General features: G+C 74.1%; 13 protein-coding genes and 1 pseudogene. 11 read left to right on the forward strand and 3 right to left on the reverse strand.

All coding sequences use genetic code 11. From position 1 onward, the window contains the following. The 3 genes from OGL89_RS15275 to OGL89_RS15285 all read right to left on the reverse strand — a co-directional run. A partial coding sequence (locus OGL89_RS15275) for a transglutaminaseTgpA domain-containing protein (RefSeq protein ID WP_263121021.1) occupies nucleotides 1–967 on the reverse strand: 967 nt, incomplete at its 3' end. Then, on the reverse strand, nucleotides 964–2,139 hold the full coding sequence (locus OGL89_RS15280; RefSeq protein WP_263121022.1) for a DUF58 domain-containing protein: 1,176 nt from the start codon (nucleotides 2,137–2,139) through the stop codon (nucleotides 964–966). The genes OGL89_RS15280 and OGL89_RS15275, both read right to left, overlap by 4 nt. After that, nucleotides 2,139–3,158 (reverse strand): MoxR family ATPase, encoded by a 1,020-nt coding sequence (locus OGL89_RS15285; RefSeq protein ID WP_263121023.1) that lies wholly within the window; start codon nucleotides 3,156–3,158, stop codon nucleotides 2,139–2,141. Before OGL89_RS15285 ends, OGL89_RS15280 begins: the two co-directional genes overlap by 1 nt. A 364-nt stretch (nucleotides 3,159–3,522) precedes the next feature. Here OGL89_RS15285 and mraZ point away from each other — a divergent pair, with 364 nt between their 5' ends. The 11 genes and pseudogenes from mraZ to OGL89_RS15345 form a co-directional block, all read left to right on the forward strand. After that, nucleotides 3,523–3,981 carry a division/cell wall cluster transcriptional repressor MraZ gene (mraZ, locus tag OGL89_RS15290; RefSeq protein ID WP_263121032.1) on the forward strand — a complete coding sequence of 153 codons (459 nt, stop codon included), beginning with the start codon at nucleotides 3,523–3,525 and terminating at the stop codon, nucleotides 3,979–3,981. A 258-nt stretch (nucleotides 3,982–4,239) separates the two neighbouring features. After that, nucleotides 4,240–5,238, forward strand: a complete 999-nt coding sequence (gene rsmH / locus OGL89_RS15295; protein WP_263121024.1) for a 16S rRNA (cytosine(1402)-N(4))-methyltransferase RsmH — start codon at nucleotides 4,240–4,242, stop codon at nucleotides 5,236–5,238. Further along, on the forward strand, nucleotides 5,235–5,630 hold the full coding sequence (locus tag OGL89_RS15300) for a hypothetical protein (RefSeq protein ID WP_263121025.1): 396 nt from the start codon (nucleotides 5,235–5,237) through the stop codon (nucleotides 5,628–5,630). The genes rsmH and OGL89_RS15300 overlap by 4 nt, the downstream gene beginning before the upstream one ends. Next, nucleotides 5,627–7,426 carry a penicillin-binding protein 2 gene (locus OGL89_RS15305; RefSeq protein ID WP_263121026.1) on the forward strand — a complete coding sequence of 600 codons (1,800 nt, stop codon included), beginning with the start codon at nucleotides 5,627–5,629 and terminating at the stop codon, nucleotides 7,424–7,426. The genes OGL89_RS15300 and OGL89_RS15305 overlap by 4 nt, the downstream gene beginning before the upstream one ends. 53 nt (nucleotides 7,427–7,479) lie before the next feature. Then, the gene (locus OGL89_RS15310; protein ID WP_263121027.1) at nucleotides 7,480–9,042 is read left to right on the forward strand and encodes a UDP-N-acetylmuramoyl-L-alanyl-D-glutamate--2,6-diaminopimelate ligase; all 1,563 of its coding nucleotides are present in this window, start codon (nucleotides 7,480–7,482) and stop codon (nucleotides 9,040–9,042) included. Beyond that, on the forward strand, nucleotides 9,039–10,463 hold the full coding sequence (gene murF / locus OGL89_RS15315; protein WP_263121028.1) for a UDP-N-acetylmuramoyl-tripeptide--D-alanyl-D-alanine ligase: 1,425 nt from the start codon (nucleotides 9,039–9,041) through the stop codon (nucleotides 10,461–10,463). Before OGL89_RS15310 ends, murF begins: the two co-directional genes overlap by 4 nt. Continuing rightward, nucleotides 10,460–11,536 (forward strand): phospho-N-acetylmuramoyl-pentapeptide-transferase, encoded by a 1,077-nt coding sequence (gene mraY / locus OGL89_RS15320; RefSeq protein ID WP_263121029.1) that lies wholly within the window; start codon nucleotides 10,460–10,462, stop codon nucleotides 11,534–11,536. Before murF ends, mraY begins: the two co-directional genes overlap by 4 nt. Beyond that, a complete protein-coding gene (gene murD, locus OGL89_RS15325; protein ID WP_276582534.1) occupies nucleotides 11,533–12,954 on the forward strand; it encodes a UDP-N-acetylmuramoyl-L-alanine--D-glutamate ligase in 1,422 nt (473 codons plus the stop codon). The genes mraY and murD overlap by 4 nt, the downstream gene beginning before the upstream one ends. Before the next feature lie 11 nt (nucleotides 12,955–12,965). Beyond that, nucleotides 12,966–14,216, forward strand: coding sequence for a putative lipid II flippase FtsW (gene ftsW / locus OGL89_RS15330; RefSeq protein WP_263121031.1), 1,251 nt, complete (start codon nucleotides 12,966–12,968; stop codon nucleotides 14,214–14,216). A 46-nt stretch (nucleotides 14,217–14,262) separates the two neighbouring features. Then, nucleotides 14,263–17,106: a UDP-N-acetylmuramate--L-alanine ligase gene (gene murC, locus OGL89_RS17235; RefSeq protein WP_346770724.1), complete on the forward strand. Its 2,844-nt coding sequence runs from the start codon at nucleotides 14,263–14,265 to the stop codon at nucleotides 17,104–17,106. Nucleotides 17,107–17,109: 3 nt separating this feature from the next. Beyond that, nucleotides 17,110–17,373, forward strand: a pseudogene (locus OGL89_RS15345) (hypothetical protein); the annotation flags it as partial.

Here is a 17,373-nt window from a genome sequence, read left to right on the forward strand (position 1 = left end):
CGCCGCCGGTGTCCCGGGACCAGGATCGGCCGTCGAAGTCGCGCAGGGTGAACGAGCGCAACGGTCCGGCCAGGGTGGCGGTGGCCCGTGGGGCGCCGTCGTCGGTCTGACCCACCGCGGCGACCTGGTAGCGCAGCACGACCTGCTCGGACTGGGGGCCCAGGCTGTCGCGCAGGTCCAGGTCGTCGGCGAGCCGGACCGACCCGAGCGAGCCGGTCCCGGCCACCGGGGGGCCCGACCAGGACCAGATCGGCAGGGCGGTCAGCGCGGGGACCCCGATCACGGCGAGCACGACCACCACCGCGGCGGCGATCATCCCGGTGGTGGCCGACGGGCCGGGTCCGGCGCGCCGTCGGGGTGCGGGTGGGCCGTCCCGGCCGAGCAGGATCAGCAGCAGGTAGAGCAGGCCGGTGCCGACCAGTGCCCAGGTGCTGCCCGGGAAGCCGAGCGCGGCGGCGGGCACCCAGAGCGTCGCCAGCGCCAGTCCGGCGAGCGCGGGCATCTGGACGCCGACGGCGAGCAGGTCCGCGGCGAGGTACAGCACCAGCACGGCGCCGACGATCAGCAGCTCGACCGAGCGCGGCACGTCGAGCGGGACGACGCCGTCCCGGATCGCGGCGATGCCGTCCTGGGCCAGCGCCCACATCCGGTCGGTGCTGCCGCCGTCCGGGACCAGGGGGAGCGGACCGCCGCCGTAGCCGACCAGCAGACCGTAGCCCGCGACCACCAGACCGGTGACCGACGGCAGCCAGATCGACGAGGTGAGGGCACGGCTCCCGGCGACCACCGCGGCGGTGCCGATCAGGGCGAGCCCCAGATGGGTCAGCCAGGGGCCGCTGGTGGTGACCAGAGCGGAGAAGGCGCCCAGCGCGGTGCCCAGAGCGGTGACCAGGACCAGCGTGGACAGCAGGGCGCGACCGGTCCCGGGGCGGACCCGCCGCGGTGCGGCGGTGGCGACGGCGGTCACGCCACGCTCCCGAGGCCGAGCCAGGTGGCGGTCAGATCGGCGCCGGTCTCGACCTGGACCGTGCGCCATCCGGCCCGCAGCAGGTCACGGGCGGTGGCCGTGGCATCGTCGCCGGTACCGCGGACGATCGCCCAGCACGGGCGGGCGGTGCTCAGCCCGGCCAGCGCGGTGCGCAGGGCCGGGCGCTGCGGGCCGAGCACGGCCACCACGAGGCCGACCCCGGAGTCGGTGCCCTCGACGGCGCGGATCTGGGCCAGCAGCGCACGGTCGGCGGCGTCCCGGTCCGGTTGGCCGACCAGGTCGACGGTGGCGTCCAGCAGGGCGGTGCGGTCTCCGGTGCCGGGGTGCGGCCCGTCGGTGTGCAGATGGGTGGGGTGGCCGGCCGCTCGCAGCGCGAGCGCGGCGGAGGCGGCCATCGCGATGCTCCACTCCAGTGCCTCGCCCTCGGCCGCCGGGTCGAGCAGCACGGAGGCGGTGCGCACCCCGGCGTGCTCGTCGGTGCGGACCAGCAGCGAGCCGCGGCGGGCGGAGGACGGCCAGTGCACCCGGCGCAGGTCGTCGCCGACCTGGTACTCGCGCAGCGCGGCGTCGTCGGAACCGGGGGAGTGCGCGCCCAGCACGGGCCGCTCGGGTTCGGCGAGCAGCAGGGTGCGCGGCACCGGCAGCTCGGCCACCGCGGGCCACACGCTCAGGCTCTGCGCCGCGCCGAGCGGTCCGCGGATCCGGGCGACACCGAACGGGTCGGTCCTGGTGACGGTCAGGGGGCCCATGGTCCAGCGGCCGCGACGGCCGGCGGTCACCTGGTAGGTCAGCAGGACCCGGTCGGCGCCGCGGGCGACCCGGGCCCGCAGTGGTCGGCCGCCGGACAGCTCGGTCGCGGCCTGCTCGCGCAGCTGGAGCGTGCCGGCCCGGTGGCCGGTGACCCGGACCTCGACCTCGGCGACCTGGCCGGCGGTCACCGGGTCGGGGCGCACGGTCCGGCGCACCTCGTGCCCGCGCCGGCCGCCCCGGGCGGATTCGACGACCAGCAGCGCGACGCCGACGATCGCGGCGAGCACCGGGATCGCGCCGAGCACCAGCAGGTCGGCGGATCCGATCGTCACCGCGCCGGCCATCACGCCCAGGCCGAGCAGCACCATGCCGGTGCCGCGGCCGGTCGGACGCAGGCGCATCAGCTCGCGGCGGAACGGACCGACACCCGGGTGGGATGGTCGCCGGCCGGGGCGTCGGATCCGCTGGGCACGGCGACCCGGGCGACCAGGTCGCGCACCACGTCGGCCGGTCCACGGCCGGCCAGCCGCGCCTCCGCGGACGGGATGAGCCGGTGGGCCAGCACCGGGGCGGCCAGTTCCTGCACGTCGTCGGGGAGCACGAACGGCCGGCCGTCCACCGCGGCCAGGCCCTTGGCGGCCCGCAGCAGCTGGATCGACGCGCGCGGGGAGGCGCCCAGGCGCAGGGCGGGGTCCTCGCGGGTCGCGCCGACCAGGTCGACCACGTACTGCTTGATCGCGGCCGAGGCGTGCAGGGCGCGGGTGATCTCGATCAGCCGGGCCACCTGGGCGGCGTCGGTGACCGGGGCCAGGTCGGCCAGCGGATCCGAGGTCTCCTGCAGGTCGAGCATGGCGAGCTCGTCGCGGGCATCCGGGTAGCCGAGCGAGAGCCGGGCCATGAACCGGTCGCGCTGGGCCTCGGGCAGCGGGTAGGTGCCCTCCATCTCCACCGGGTTCTGGGTGGCGATCACCAGGAACGGCCGGGGGAGCGGGTGGGTGCGGCCGTCGACGGTGACCTGCGCCTCCTGCATCGACTCCAGCAGTGCGGACTGGGTCTTGGGCGACGCGCGGTTGATCTCGTCGCCGATCACGACGTGCGAGAACAGCGGACCGGGCCGGAACTCGAACTCCTGGGTGGCCGCGCGGTAGATCGTCACGCCGGTCAGGTCGCCGGGCAGCAGGTCCGGGGTGAACTGGACCCGGCCGACGGTGCAGTCGATGCTGCGGGCCACGGCCTTGGCCAGTGTGGTCTTGCCGACGCCGGGCACGTCCTCCAGCAGGAGGTGGCCCCCGGCCAGCAGGACGGCCACGGTCATCCGGACCAGATCGGGGCGGCCGGTCACCACCTGTTCCACCGCGGCGCGCATCTGCGCGGCCACGTCGAGCAGCTCGGCGGTGCTGTCCCGGTCGGGATGCGGCATGGAGAACCCCTCACTCGATCGTCTGGGGTGAAGCGTACGGGCGTCCGGCCAGCTCCGGGAGGTGATCCTCCACATCCCTCCCCGCACCGCCCCACCTCGCTCCCCGGGTCGGGCGATCCCCGGTCGCGGAGCGCCGATGACCAGGTCAAAGGGCGATATGTCGGCTTTCCGCGACCCGCCGCGACGGAAAGTCCTCCACTTTGCTCCCGTGACGTTGACCTGCGGGAACGCACCCTGAACACCGGAGTTTCACCCGTCCTGCCTCATCATGGTGGAGCAAAGTGGAGTACCGTGGGGCCATCGGGTGCCGACGGGTGCTCGTGCGGGCGTCGGGGGAGGTGACGTGATGGGGCTGGAGCAGGCGATGGCCGGGCTCGGTACCGGCGTCCCCTTCCTGGGCACCCACACCCCCCGCCTGGACGAGAAAGGACGGCTGATCCTCCCGGCGAAGTTCCGTCCGCAGCTCGCCCAGGGCCTCGTCATGACCCGAGGCCAGGACCGCTGCCTGTTCCTGCTGCCGCTCGACGAGTTCGCGCGGATGCACGACAAGCTCCGGCAGGCCCCGGTCACCAGCAAGCAGGCCCGCGACTACCTCCGGGTCTTCCTGTCCGGGGCCTCCGACGAGGTGCCGGACAAGCAGGGCCGGGTCTCGATCCCGCCGATGCTCCGCGCCTACGCCGGTCTCGACCGGGACGTCGCGGTGATCGGTGCCGGGACCCGGGTCGAGATCTGGGACCTGGCGGCCTGGGAGACCTACCTGGCCGCCCAGGAGGCCGGTTACGCCGAGACCGCCGAGGAGGTGTTCCCCGGCGGGGCCTTCTGAGCCACCCGCACCGCCTGAAGCACCCGCACCGCCTGATCCGCCCGCCGCACCCGATCGACCAGCACCGTCCGAACCCCCGATCCGCCCGATGAGATCTCTCCCCGTTCTTCTGACGCCACTTCCCCGGTGGCAGAGGTCCGGTGGGGGATCTGGTCGGACGGCTGGAGGGGCCGCCCGACCATCCACTCCGCACCACCGCAGAGGCCCGACCGGCCGACGCCCGACCCGCAGCAGCCCGACCCGCAGAAAGAGACGCGCATGAGCACGAGCGACGCCGCCCAGCGGCACACGCCCGTCCTGTTGCAGCGCTGCCTCGACCTGCTCGGGCCCGCCCTGTCCGAGCCGGGTGCGGTGATGATCGACGCCACGCTCGGCATGGGCGGTCACACCGAGGGTGTGCTGGACGCGATCGGCACCGTGCGGGTGATCGGCATCGACCGCGACCCGCAGGCACTGGAGCTGGCCTCGGCCCGGCTGGCCCGGTTCGGCGACCGGTTCACCCCGGTGCACGCGGTCTACGACGAGATCCCCGAGGTGCTGGACGAGCTCGGCCTGCCCGGCGTGCACGGGATCCTGATGGACCTCGGCGTCTCCTCGTTGCAGCTGGACGAGGCCGACCGCGGCTTCGCCTATGCGCAGGACGCCCCGCTGGACATGCGGATGGACCCGACCGTGGGCGAGACCGCCGCCGACGTGCTGGCGACCTACGACGAGTCCGACCTGGTCCGGATCCTGCGCGAGTACGGCGAGGAACGGTTCGCCGGCCGGATCGCCCGCCGGATCGTGCAGACCCGGCAGACCACCCCGATCCTGCGCTCCGGCGAGCTGGTCGACCTGATCCGGGCGTCGATCCCCGCTGCCGCACGGCAGAAGGGCGGCAACCCGGCCAAGCGGACCTTCCAGGCGTTGCGGATCGAGGTCAACGACGAGCTGGCCGTGCTGGCGCGGGCGGTCCCCGCGGCGGTGGAGTCGCTGCTGATCGGTGGCCGGATCGCGGTCGAGGCCTACCAGTCCCTGGAGGACCGGCTGGTCAAGCGCGCCTTCGCCGCCGGAGCCACCACCAGTGCCCCGCCCGGTCTGCCGGTGGTCCCGGAGGACCACGCCCCGTACCTGCGCCTGCTGACCCGCGGCGCAGAGGAGGCGGATGAGGCGGAACTGGCCCGCAACCCGCGCTCGCAGTCGGTCCGGCTGCGCGCCGCCGAACGCCTCCGGCCCACCCCACGCCACATGAGACCAGCACCGAGGAGAACCGCATGAGCGCCGAGCAGGCCGTCCGCGCCCGGGCCCTCCCGCGGCCGTCAGTCCAGCCCGAGCCGCGGAGCGCCCCGCGGCTGCGACTGGTCCGGCCCCCGGCACAGGCCCGCAGCCACGTGCCCTTCGTGGTCGTGTGCATGGCGGTGCTGATCGTCGCGCTGCTGTCCGCCCTCCTGCTGAACACCCGGCTCGCGGCCGGGTCCTACGAGCAGCACAAGCTGGACGTGCAGCTGGCCGAGCTGGCCCGGACCGAGCAGGACCTGTCCGCGCAGCTGGACCAGAACAGTGCTCCGGCACAGCTGGCCGAGCGTGCCGCCGCGCTGGGCATGGAGCCCGCGGGGTCCACCGGCTGGCTGCGGCTGTCCGACGGAACGGTGCGCGGAGCCGGCCAGTGAGCGCGGCCCGGATGCCGCAGCGGGCCCACGCCCCGCTGAGCGATCGGGTCGGGCCGCGGCTGGCCAATCTGTCGCGGCGCCGGACCGTCCTGGTGGTCCTGGTCGCCGCACTGCTGACCGTGTTCGCCGGCCGGTTGATCTACGTGCAGGGGGTGGCCGGTCCGGCCATCGCCGCCGAGGCCAAGGAGAGCCGGATCTCCACCGCGGTCCTGATCGCGAACCGCGGCCAGATCACCGACACCAACGGCGTCGTGCTCGCCACCTCGGTCGACCGCTACGACATCTATGTCAACCAGAAGCAGATCGCGACCTGGTCGACGGTCCAGGACGGCACCACGCTGTCCGGCGCGGCCGGCGCCGCGGAGCTGCTGTCGCCGATCCTGGACATCCCGGCCGCCGAGCTCGGCGCCACCCTGCAGGGCGACTCCGGGTTCAAGTACGTGGCCAAGGGCGTGCTGCCCGAGGTCTGGCAGGCGGTGCGCGAGTTCGGGATCAACGGCATCGGCGCCGACCAGGTGGCCGAGCGGGTCTACCCGAACGGGAACACCGCGGGCAACGTGCTCGGCTGGGTCAACCGGGACGGGGTCGGCGCGCAGAGCATCGAGCAACTGCTGAACGACGAGCTGTCCGGCACCAACGGGGAGACCACCTACGAGCGCGGTCGCGGCGGGCAGCTGATCCCGGGCGGCTACGACGAGACCACCGCGGCCAAGGACGGCAACAACCTGCAGCTGACCCTGAGCACCGATCTGCAGTACCGGGCGCAGCAGGCGATCGAGCAGCAGGTCGCCGCCACCGGCGCGGACTCCGGCTCGATCGTCGTGCTCAACGTCAAGACCGGGGAGATCCTGGTGCTCGCCGAGTCGGCCACCGTCGACCCGAACAACCCGGGCGCGGACCAGAGCCTGCTCGGCGGGTCCAAGTCGGTGTCCAACGTCTTCGAGCCCGGGTCCACCGCCAAGGTGATCACGATGGCCGCGGCGATCGAGAGCGGCATCGCGGACCCGTACTCGCAGTACACCGTGCCGTACCAGTACACGACGTCCAACGGGCAGACCTTCAAGGACTCGCACGAGCACGCGGGGATGCAGCTGACCACCACCGGCATCCTCGCCCAGTCGTCGAACACCGGCACCGTGATGATCGGCGAGAACATCCCGCAGCAGACCCGCTACGACTACCTGCACAGGTTCGGCTTCGGTCAGAAGACCGGGATCGAGCTGCCGAACGAGTCCGCGGGCAGCCTCAAGCAGGCCGACGACTGGGACGGCCGCACCAAGTACGCGGTGCTGTTCGGCCAGGGCCTGTCGGTGACCGCGCTGCAGGCGACCGAGGTGTTCGCCACCATCGCGAACGGCGGCGTCCGGATCGAGCCGCACCTGGTCAAGGGGTGGACCGACGACGAGGGCAACGTCACCGCCGCCGAGGCCGCCGAGCAGACCCAGGTGGTCTCGCCCGAGACCGCGCAGACCGTGCTCACCATGATGGAGAGCGCCGTGGACGAGGGCACCGGGTCCTCCGCGGCGATCCCGGGCTACCGGGTGGCCGGCAAGACCGGTACCGCGCAGAACTGGGACGAGAACGGCAACCAGGGCATCACGTCCTCCTTCATCGGCGTGGCCCCGGCGGACGACCCGGAGATCGCCGTCTCGGTGGTCGTGCACAACCCGCGCACCTCCGAGTGGGGCGGCACGGTGGCGGGCCCGGTGTTCAGTCAGATCGCGGGTTACGCGTTGACCGAACTGGGCATCGCGCCCTCCGGCACGCCCGCGCAGCTCTACCCGACCGAGTGGTGAGCGCCACCCGTCCCGGGTCGGAGCCGGAGCCCCCGCGCGGTAGATTCGTGCCCATGACGTCCCCGCAGGGTCGGCTGCGCCCCGAGCAGCCCCACCGCCCCCGGGTCGCCGACCTCGCCGCCGCGTTCGCGCTGCCGGTCGAGGGTGCGCCGCTCCCGTCCGACCTGCTCGCCTCCGGCGTCACGGTGTCGAGCGCGGACGTGGAGCGCGGCGACGTCTTCGTGGCGGTGCCCGGAGCCACGGTGCACGGCGCCCGGTTCGCGGAGGGTGCGGTGGCGGCCGGTGCGGTCGCGGTCGTGACCGATCGCGCCGGTGCCACGCTCGTCGCCGACCTCGGCGTGCCGGTGCTGGTCGCGGACGACCCGCGCGCGCTGGCCGGACACCTGGCCGCGGCGTTGCACCAGCACCCCGGCGAGCGACTGACCACGGTCGGCGTCACCGGCACCAACGGCAAGACCACCACCACCTACTTCGTCGACTCCGCGCTGCGTGCGGCGCTGGGCGAGACGGTGCTGATGGGCACGGTGGAGCTGCGGATCGGCGACCAGGCGATCGAGAGCCCGCGCACCACCGTCGAGGCGCCGGTGGTGCAGTCGATGCTGGCCCGGGGCCTGGAACTGGGCCTGGCCGCGTCCGTGATGGAGGTGTCCTCGCACGCGCTGGCGCTGGGCCGGGTGAACGGGCTTGTCCTGTCGGTCGCCGGGTTCACCAACCTGCAGCGCGACCACCTGGACTTCCACGGCGACATGGAGGGCTACTTCCGCGCGAAGGCCCAGCTCTTCACGCCCGGACACGCCCGGCACGGCGTGATCGTGGTGGACGACGAGTGGGGTCGCCGGCTCGCGACCGAGGCCACGGTGCCGGTCGACACCGTGGCGACCCACGTGGGTGCCCCGGAGGGGGAGACGGCCGACTGGGCGGTGGTCGAGGCGGACATCGGTCTGGACGGCGTCGGCTCGTCCTTCGTTCTGCGCGGTCCGGACGGCACTCGGCACACCGCGGCCAGCCCGCTGCCGGGTCTGGTCAACGTGTCGAACGCGGCGCTGGCCATCGTGATCGCGCACCGCGCCGGGGTCGCCCTGGACGTCGCGATCGACGCGGTGGCGCACGCCCACGAGATCCCGGGACGGATGGAGCGCGTGATCGAGCGCGCCCCCGGCCGCCCGCTGGGCCTGGTCGACTACGCGCACACCCCGGACGCCCTGGTGCTGGCGCTGGAGGCGGTCCGCCCGATCACGCCGGGCCGGCTGATCATCGTCTTCGGCTCCGACGGCGACCGCGACCAGGGCAAGCGCCCGATCATGGGGCAGATCGCCGCCCGGCTGGCCGACGTGCTGGTCGTCACGGACGAGAACCCGCGGTCGGAGGAGCCCGCCGCCATCCGCGCCGCCATCCTGTCCGGGGTGCGCGAGCAGCGCCCGACGCTGGCCGACGTGCACGAGGCGACCAGCCGCCGTCAGGCGATCCACGACGCACTCGATCTGGCCGAGGAGCAGGACACCATCATCATCACCGGCAAGGGGCACGAGCCGACCCAGGAGATCGCGGGGGTCTTCCACCGCTACAACGACCGGGACGTGCTGCTGGAACACCAGTTCGAGGAGCACACCGCGTGATCGCCTGGACCGCCCAGCAGGTCGCGGAGGCCACCGGGGGTCGCCTGGCGCAGGTCGACCCCACCGTCCTGGTCACCGGCCCGGTCGTCACGGACTCCCGGCAGGTCGAGCCCGGGTCGCTGTTCGTGGCGCTGCCCGGCGAGCACGTCGACGGTCACGACTACGCCGAGAGCGCGGTGAGCGACGGCGGCGCCCACCTGGTGCTGGCCGCCCGCGAGCTGCCCGGCGTGCCCGCGGTGATCGTCGACGACGTCGAGGTCGCGCTCGGTGAGCTGGCCCGGGGCGTGCTGGCCGCGCTCCGGGACGCCGCGGACGTGCCCGGCGGAGAGCCGCTGACCGTCATCGGCATCACCGGATCGGTCGGCAAGACCACCACCAAGGACCTGCTGGCGCAGATCTGCGCCACCGCGGGGGCGACCATCGCCCCGGAGAAGTCCTTCAACAACGAGATCGGCCTGCCGCTCACCGTGCTGCGCGCCGACGAGTCCACCCGGTTCCTGGTGTTGGAGATGGGCGCCAGCGGTATCGGCCACCTGGAGTACCTGACCCGGATCGCGCCGCCGGACATCGCCACGGTGCTGGTCGTCGGGCACGCGCACCTGGGCGGCTTCGGCGGGATCGAGGCGGTGGCCACCGCCAAGTCGGAGATCGTCACCGGCCTGCTGCCGGACGGGGTCGCGGTGCTGAACGCCGACGACTCGCGGGTGGCGGCGATGGCGGCCAAGGCACCGGGTGAGGTGCTGACCTTCGGCACCACCGACGCCGCGGACGTCCGGGCGCTGGACCTGCGGGTGGACCGGGCCGGACGGGCGCAGTTCACCCTGGCGTTCCGGGGTGATCGGGCCGAGGTCGCGCTGCGCCTGGTCGGCGAGCACCACGCGCACAACGCGCTGGCCGCCGCCGCCACCGCCCTGACCGCCGGGCTGCCGCTCGCCCAGGTCGTCACCGCCCTGAACGCCGCCGACGCGCTCAGCCCGCACCGGATGCACGTGGTGGACCGGCCGGACGGCATCACCGTGATCGACGACTCCTACAACGCGAACCCGGACTCGATGCGCGCCGCGCTCAAGGCCCTGGCGGTGCTCGCCGGGCGCGAGCGCAGGTCGGTGGCGGTGCTGGGCGAGATGATGGAGCTCGGCCCGGAGACCCGCGTCGAGCACGAGGCGATCGGCCTGCAGGTGGTCCGGCTGAACATCGGGCTGACCGTGGTGGTCGGCGACGGCGCCCGGCCGATCGCGGCGGGCGCGGTCCGGGAAGGGTCCTGGGGCGAGGAGGTGCTGTTCGTGGCCGACCTCGACGAGGCGACCCGGGTGCTGGAGAGCGAGCTGCGACCCGGTGACGTGGTGCTGGTGAAGTCGTCCAACGACGCGGGCCTCTGGCGGCTCGGCGACCTGCTGACCGACGTGGAGGTCCCCGCGTGATCTCCGTGATGGTCGCCGGCGGCGTCTCCATGTTGGTGGCGCTGTTCGCCACCCCGTTGTTCATCCGCTTCCTGGTCGCCAAGCAGTACGGCCAGTTCATCCGGCAGGACGGTCCGACCGCCCACCACACCAAGCGCGGCACGCCGACGATGGGCGGGGTCGTGATCATCGCGGCCACCCTGCTCGGCTGGCTGGTCGCGGTGCTGGTGAGCGGCACGACCCCCAGCGCGTCGGCGATGCTCGTGCTGTTCCTGATGACCGGTCTCGGCGTGGTCGGCTTCCTGGACGACTTCATCAAGATCTCCCGGCAGCGGTCCCTGGGGCTCAGGGCCCGGTGGAAGATCGTCGGTCAGGGCCTGGTCGGGATCACCTTCGCCGTGCTGGCGCTGCAGTTCCCGGACTCGCTCGGCCGGTCGCCCGCGTCCACCCAGATCTCGTTCATCCGGGACACCCACCTCGACCTGGCCTTCGCCGGAGTCGCGGTCGGGGCGATCCTGTTCGTGATCTGGGCGAACTTCCTCATCACGGCCTGGTCGAACGCCGTGAACCTCACCGACGGCCTGGACGGCCTGGCCACCGGCGCCTCGCTGATCGTGTTCGGCGCCTACGTGATCGTCTGCGTCTGGCAGTTCAACCAGCGCTGCGGGGCCGACCTGGCCGCCCGGTGCTACGCCACCCGCGACCCGCTGGACATGGCGGTGGTCGCCGCGGCCATCACCGGTGCCTGCCTGGGCTTCCTGTGGTGGAACGCCAGCCCGGCCAAGATCTTCATGGGCGACACCGGTTCGCTGGCCCTCGGCGGTGCACTGGCCGGGATGTCCATCGTCACCCGGACCGAGATCCTCGCGGCGATCCTCGGCGGGCTGTTCGTCATCATCGTGATGTCCGACGTGATCCAGATCGGCTTCTTCAAGCTGACCGGCAAGCGGGTGTTCAAGATGGCGCCGCTGCACCACCACTTCGAGCTGTCCGGCTGGGGCGAGGTCACCATCGTGATCCGGTTCTGGCTGATCGCCGGACTCTTCGTCTCCCTGGGCGTGGGGATCTTCTACGCCGAGTGGGTGGCGGGTTGACCGACCGGGTCCTGGTCGCCGGCCTGGGCGTCTCCGGGCGCGCCGCCCGGGACGTGCTGAGCGCGCGCGGGTCGACCGTGCTCACCGCCGACGACCGCGCGGAGGACGCCGACCTGACGCTGTCCGCCGCGGTGGACCGGCTCGGCGACGTCGACCTGGTGGTGGTCTCGCCGGGCATCCGGCCGGCGCACCCGCTCCTGGTGGCCGCCCGGGCCGCCGGGCTCCCGGTGTGGAGCGAGGTCGAACTCGCCTGGCAGCTCCGGGTGGACCGGGCCGGCGGCGACGGGCCGGCCCCGTGGCTCGCGGTGACCGGCACCAACGGCAAGACCACCACGGTGGAGATGCTGGCCAGCATCCTGACCGCCGCAGGGGAGCGCACCGCCGCGGTCGGCAACGTCGGCACCCCGGTGGTGCTGGCCGCGACCGACCCGACCCTGGACGTGCTGGCGGTCGAGCTGTCCAGCTTCCAGCTGCATCACACCCACACGATGGCCGCCGAGGCCGCCGCGGTGCTGAACCTCGCGGCCGACCACCTGGACTGGCACGGGTCGATGGACGCCTACGCGGCGGACAAGGGCCGGATCTTCGCGGGGGTCGAACGGGCCTGCGTCTACAACACCGCCGACCGGACCACCGAGGACCTGGTGCGCGAGGCCGACGTCGCCGACGGTGCGATCGCGGTCGGCTTCACCCTCAGCACCCCCGGACTCGGGCAGGTCGGCCTGGTCGAGGACGTGCTGGTCGACCGAGGCTTCACCGCCGACCGGCGCACGCACGCCGCGGAGCTCGCGACCTTCGCCGACCTGCGGCATCTGGCCCCCGGCGGCTCGGCCCTGGCACCGCACACGGTGCAGAACGCGCTGGCCGCCGCCGCGCTGGCCCTGGCGCACGGGGTCGCCCCGGTCGCCGTGCGGGACGGGCTGCGCGCCTACCGGCCCGGCGCCCACCGGATCGCGACCGTGGCCGAGGTCGACGGGGTCCGCTGGGTCGACGACTCCAAGGCCACCAACGCCCATGCCGCCGCCGCCTCGCTCGCCGCCTTCGCGCCGGGCTCCGTGGTGTGGATCGCCGGGGGACTGGCCAAGGGTGCGGACTTCGACGACCTGGTCGCCGGGCGCCGGGACCGGCTGCGCGCGGTGGTGCTGATCGGGGTCGACGCCGACCCGCTCACCCAGGCTCTCGCCCGACACGCCCCGCAGGTTCCCGTCGTCCGGATCGATCCCGGCGACACTGGCACGGTGATGACCCGCGCCGTGCAGGAGGCCCGCCGTCTGGCGGCGGACGCCGCCACGCCCGGAGCGACGGTTCTGCTGGCGCCGGCGTGCGCCTCGATGGATCAGTTCTCCTCCTACGCCGAGCGGGGAGAGGCTTTCGCGGCCGAGGTCAGGGCTCTGGTCCCGGCCGACCCGGCGCGGTGAGGAGGGCGGCCATGGCACAGACCACCGACGCCACGCCGCGCACCCGTGCCGTGCCCGGCGCCCAGGAGGCACCCCGCCGGTCGAGGCTGGGGCAGTGGAACTCCGCGGTCACCAGCTACTACCTGCTGACCGGGGCGACCGTCCTGCTCCTGGTGCTCGGCCTGGTGATGGTGCTGTCCTCGTCCTCGGTGGACTCGCTGGCGGACGGCAAGTCGCCCTACGCGGTGTTCTTCAACCAGGCCCAGTTCGCGCTGATCGGCCTGCCGCTGATGTGGGTGGCCTCCCGGCTGCCGGTGCGGTTCTACCACCGGTTCGCCTGGTTCATCCTGGCCGGGGCGGTGGTGATGCAGCTGCTGGTGTTCACGCCGTTGGGCATCGGCCAGGGCGGTAACCGGAACTGGATCTCGATCGCCGGGTTCACCGCGCAGCCGTCCGAGGCGGTGAAGTTCGCGCTCGCCATCTGGTTGGGCGCGGTGCTGGCCCGCAAGCGCACGCTGCTGCAGGACTGGAAGCACGCGATCATCCCGGTGCTGCCGGTGTCGCTGGTCGCGATCGGCGTGGTGCTGATGGGACACGACCTGGGCACCGCACTGGTGATGATGATGCTGGTGGCGGGCGCGTTGTTCGTCGCCGGGGTGCCGATGCGGGTGTTCGGCGTCGCCGGGATCGGCGCCGTCGTGGCGGCGGCGGGGCTGGCGATCACCAGCGAGAACCGGATGCAGCGGATCATGGACTGGTTCTCCGGCGAGGCGGATGCCAGCGCGGGCGGATACCAGACGCTGCACGGGACGCAGGCGCTGGCCACCGGCGGCTGGTTCGGCCTCGGCCTCGGCCAGAGCCGGGAGAAGTGGTCCTACCTGCCCGAGGCGCACAACGACTTCATCTTCGCGATCATCGGCGAGGAGCTCGGCCTGATCGGCACCCTGCTGGTGCTGCTGCTGTTCGCCCTGCTCGCGCTCGGCATGTTCCGGATCATCGCCCGGCACCCCGATCCGGTCGCCCAGATCACCACCGGTGCCATCGCCGCCTGGATCATCGGGCAGGCGCTGGTCAACATGGGCGTGGTGGTCGGCCTGGCCCCGGTGATCGGCGTGCCCCTGCCACTGGTGTCCGCGGGCGGCTCCGCCCTGATCATGACGATGGCCGCGCTCGGCGTGGTGATCTCCTTCGCCCGCAGCGAGCCCGGCGCCGCCGAGGCGCTGGCCGCCCGGCCGCACGTGCTCCGCCGTTCGCTCGCCGTGATCGGCCGGGTCCGGCGCTGACCGGCACCGCTCTCCCTCACCCTCGCACGACCGTCCGGAGGACAACGTGACCGCACCCGACCAGCTCGCCGACGCCCCCGTGCCCCGGGCGGTGCTGCTGGCCGGTGGCGGGACCGCCGGGCACGTCAACCCGCTGCTGTCGGTCGCCGAGGAGCTGCGTGCCCGCGACCCGGAGATCCGGCTGGCCGCCCTGGGCACCGCCGAGGGCCTGGAGTCCCGGCTGGTGCCCGAACGCGGGGTCGAGCTGTTCACGGTGCCCAAGGTGCCGATGCCGCGGCGCCCGACGCCGGACTGGTTCCGGCTGCCCCGGCGGCTGCGCGGTGCGGTGGACGCCGCGGGGGAGGCGATCGACGCGATCGGCGCCCAGGTCGTGGTGGGCTTCGGCGGCTACGTCGCGACCCCGGCCTACCTGGCCGCCCGGAACCGCGGTGTCCCGGTGGTGATCCACGAGCAGAACGCACGGCCGGGGCTGGCCAACCGGCTCGGTGCCCGCTGGGCGGAGTCGGTGGCGGTGACCTTCCCCGGCACCCGGCTGCCCGGTGCCGTGGTCACCGGCCTGCCGCTGCGACCGGAGATCCTCGGTCTGCTGGACGATCGCGCCACCGACCCGGTCGGGACCCGGCGTCGTGCGGCCGCCGAGCTCGGCATCGACCCGACCCGGCCGGTCCTGCTGGTCACCGGCGGGTCGCTGGGCGCGGTGTCGATCAACACGGCGGTCGCCGCCCGGGCCGCCGCCGTGCTGGCCACCGGCGCCGAGGTCCTGCACCTGACCGGAGCGGGCAAGGGCGACGCGGTCCGGGCCGCGGTCCGTGGCGTGCCGGGGGCCGAGCGCTACCACGTGCGTGAGTACCTGGGGGAGATGGAGCAGGCGCTCGCCATCGCCGACCTGGTGGTGTGCCGGGCCGGGGCGGGCACCGTCTCCGAGCTGGCCGCACTGGGCATCCCGGCGGTCTACGTGCCGCTGCCGGTCGGCAACGGCGAGCAGAAGCTGAACGCGCAGCCGGTGGTCGCCGCCGGGGGCGGTCTGCTGGTGGCCGACGACCAGCTCACGCCCGCCTGGTTCGACGAGCACCTGGTGCCGCTGCTCAAGCCGCAGTCCGCGAGCCGGCGCGAGCAGATGGGCGCCGGCGCCGCGACCATCGGGGTGCCGGACGCCGCGGCCCGGGTGGCGGACCTGGTGCAGGAGGCGCTCGAGGTGGGCGCCCGGCGCCTCGCGGAGGCACCCGCCGACGCCCCGGGCGACTCCGGCCCGATCGACGACCCGACCGGCCCCGACGACCTCACCGACGAGGACCACGCCGACGACCTGATCGGCGAGCCAGCCGAGGACGAGCTGCCGGTGGACGAGGACGCCGCGGCGGACCCGGCCGACGACGCGCCCGGCGCACCGGTCGTCGCGGAGCCTCGCGCCGTGGCACCGGCCCACCGGGTCGACCCGGCCGATCCCGCCACCTTCGGCACCGTGCACCTGATCGGGATCGGCGGTGCGGGCATGTCCGCCGTCGCGGGTCTGCTGGTCGACCGCGGTCTGCGGGTGCAGGGCTCCGACGCCCAGGAGGGCCCTGCCGTCGCCGGTCTGCGAGCCGCCGGGGTCACGGTGCTGATCGGGCACGCCGCCGCGCACCTGGACGGTGCGGACACCGTCGTGGTGTCGAGCGCCATCCGGGAGACCAATCCCGAGCTGGCCCGGGCCCGTGCACTCGGCCTGCCGGTGCTGCACCGCTCCGAGGCGCTGGCCGCGTTGATGGTCGACCGGATCGCCGTCGTGGTCGCCGGGGCGCACGGCAAGACCACCACCTCCGCGATGGTCGCCACCGCGCTGACCGCGGTCGGCCGCCAGGACCCGGTGCTGGACCCGTCGTACGCCATCGGCGGCACCCTGCGCACCGAGGACGGACCGCTGCCCGGGCACCGTTCCGGGCAGGGGCAGGCCTTCGTCGCGGAGGCGGACGAGTCCGACGGCTCGTTCCTGAACTACCGGCCGGCGGTCGCCGTGATCACCAACGTCGAGCCGGACCACCTCGACCACTACGGCAGCGAGCAGGCCTTCGAGCAGGCCTTCGCGGACTTCACCGAGCGGATCCGGCCCGGTGGCGCCCTGGTGGCGTGCTCCGACGACGCCGGGGTCGGCCGCCTGCTGGACCGGGTCGGCGACGAGCTGGCCGGGCGCGGGGTCCGGGTGCTCACCTACGGCCGCGACGGCCGACCCGATCTGCTGCTCGGCGACACGGTCGAGTCGCCGACCGGATGGCGTACGCCGCTGACCTCCGCCCTGGACGGCCTGCCCGGCGCCACCCTCGACCTGCGGGTGCCCGGCGACCACAACGCCGCCGACGCCGCGGCCGCCTACCTGGCCTCCTGGGCCGCCGGTGCGGACATCGTGGACACCGTGCGCGGCCTGGCCGAGTTCCGGGGCACCGGGCGCCGGTTCGAGGATCGCGGCACCGTCCGGGAAGTCCGGGTGGTCGACGACTACGCGCACCACCCGACCGAGGTGGCCGCGCTGCTCCGCACCGCCCGCACCGTGGTCGGCGAGGGCCGGGTGATCGTGCTGTTCCAGCCGCACCTGTTCTCCCGTACCCGGACGTTCGCGGCGGAGTTCGCCGCCGCGCTGGACCTGGCCGACCTGGCGGTGGTGACCGACGTCTACGCCGCGCGCGAGGACCCGGACCCCGACGTCACCGGCGACACCATCGTGCGGCTGGCCCCGGACGCGGACCGGATGCTGTTCGTCGCCGACCGGGAGGAGGCCGCACGGACGGTCGCCCGGGCCGCCTCCGCCGGTGACCTGGTGTTGACCGTGGGCGCGGGGGACGTGACCGCGCTCGGCGCGGTGGTGCTCGCGGAGCTGGCGGACCTCACTCCCGGCGACGCCACGGAGCAGGACTGACCCGTGGCCCCGCAGCGTCCCCGCCCGCCGCAGCCCGGCCGGTCCGCGTCGCCCCGCCGCCCCGCGGCACCGCGACCCGCGCCCGCTCGGGACTCCGGCGACGGCGGACGCGGCACCGGCCGACCCACCGCGGCGACGGGCCGGCCGAAGGCCTCCGAGCGGATCGCACCCGACGGCGCGCAGGAGGTGTTCCCCGGCTCCGAGGACGCCACCGCACCGGTGCCGACCACCCGGCCGCGGACCGCGGCGACCCCGGCTGCGGGCCGC

Source organism: Cellulomonas sp. RIT-PI-Y (genome assembly GCF_025642745.1).
GTDB lineage: Bacteria > Actinomycetota > Actinomycetes > Actinomycetales > Cellulomonadaceae > Cellulomonas.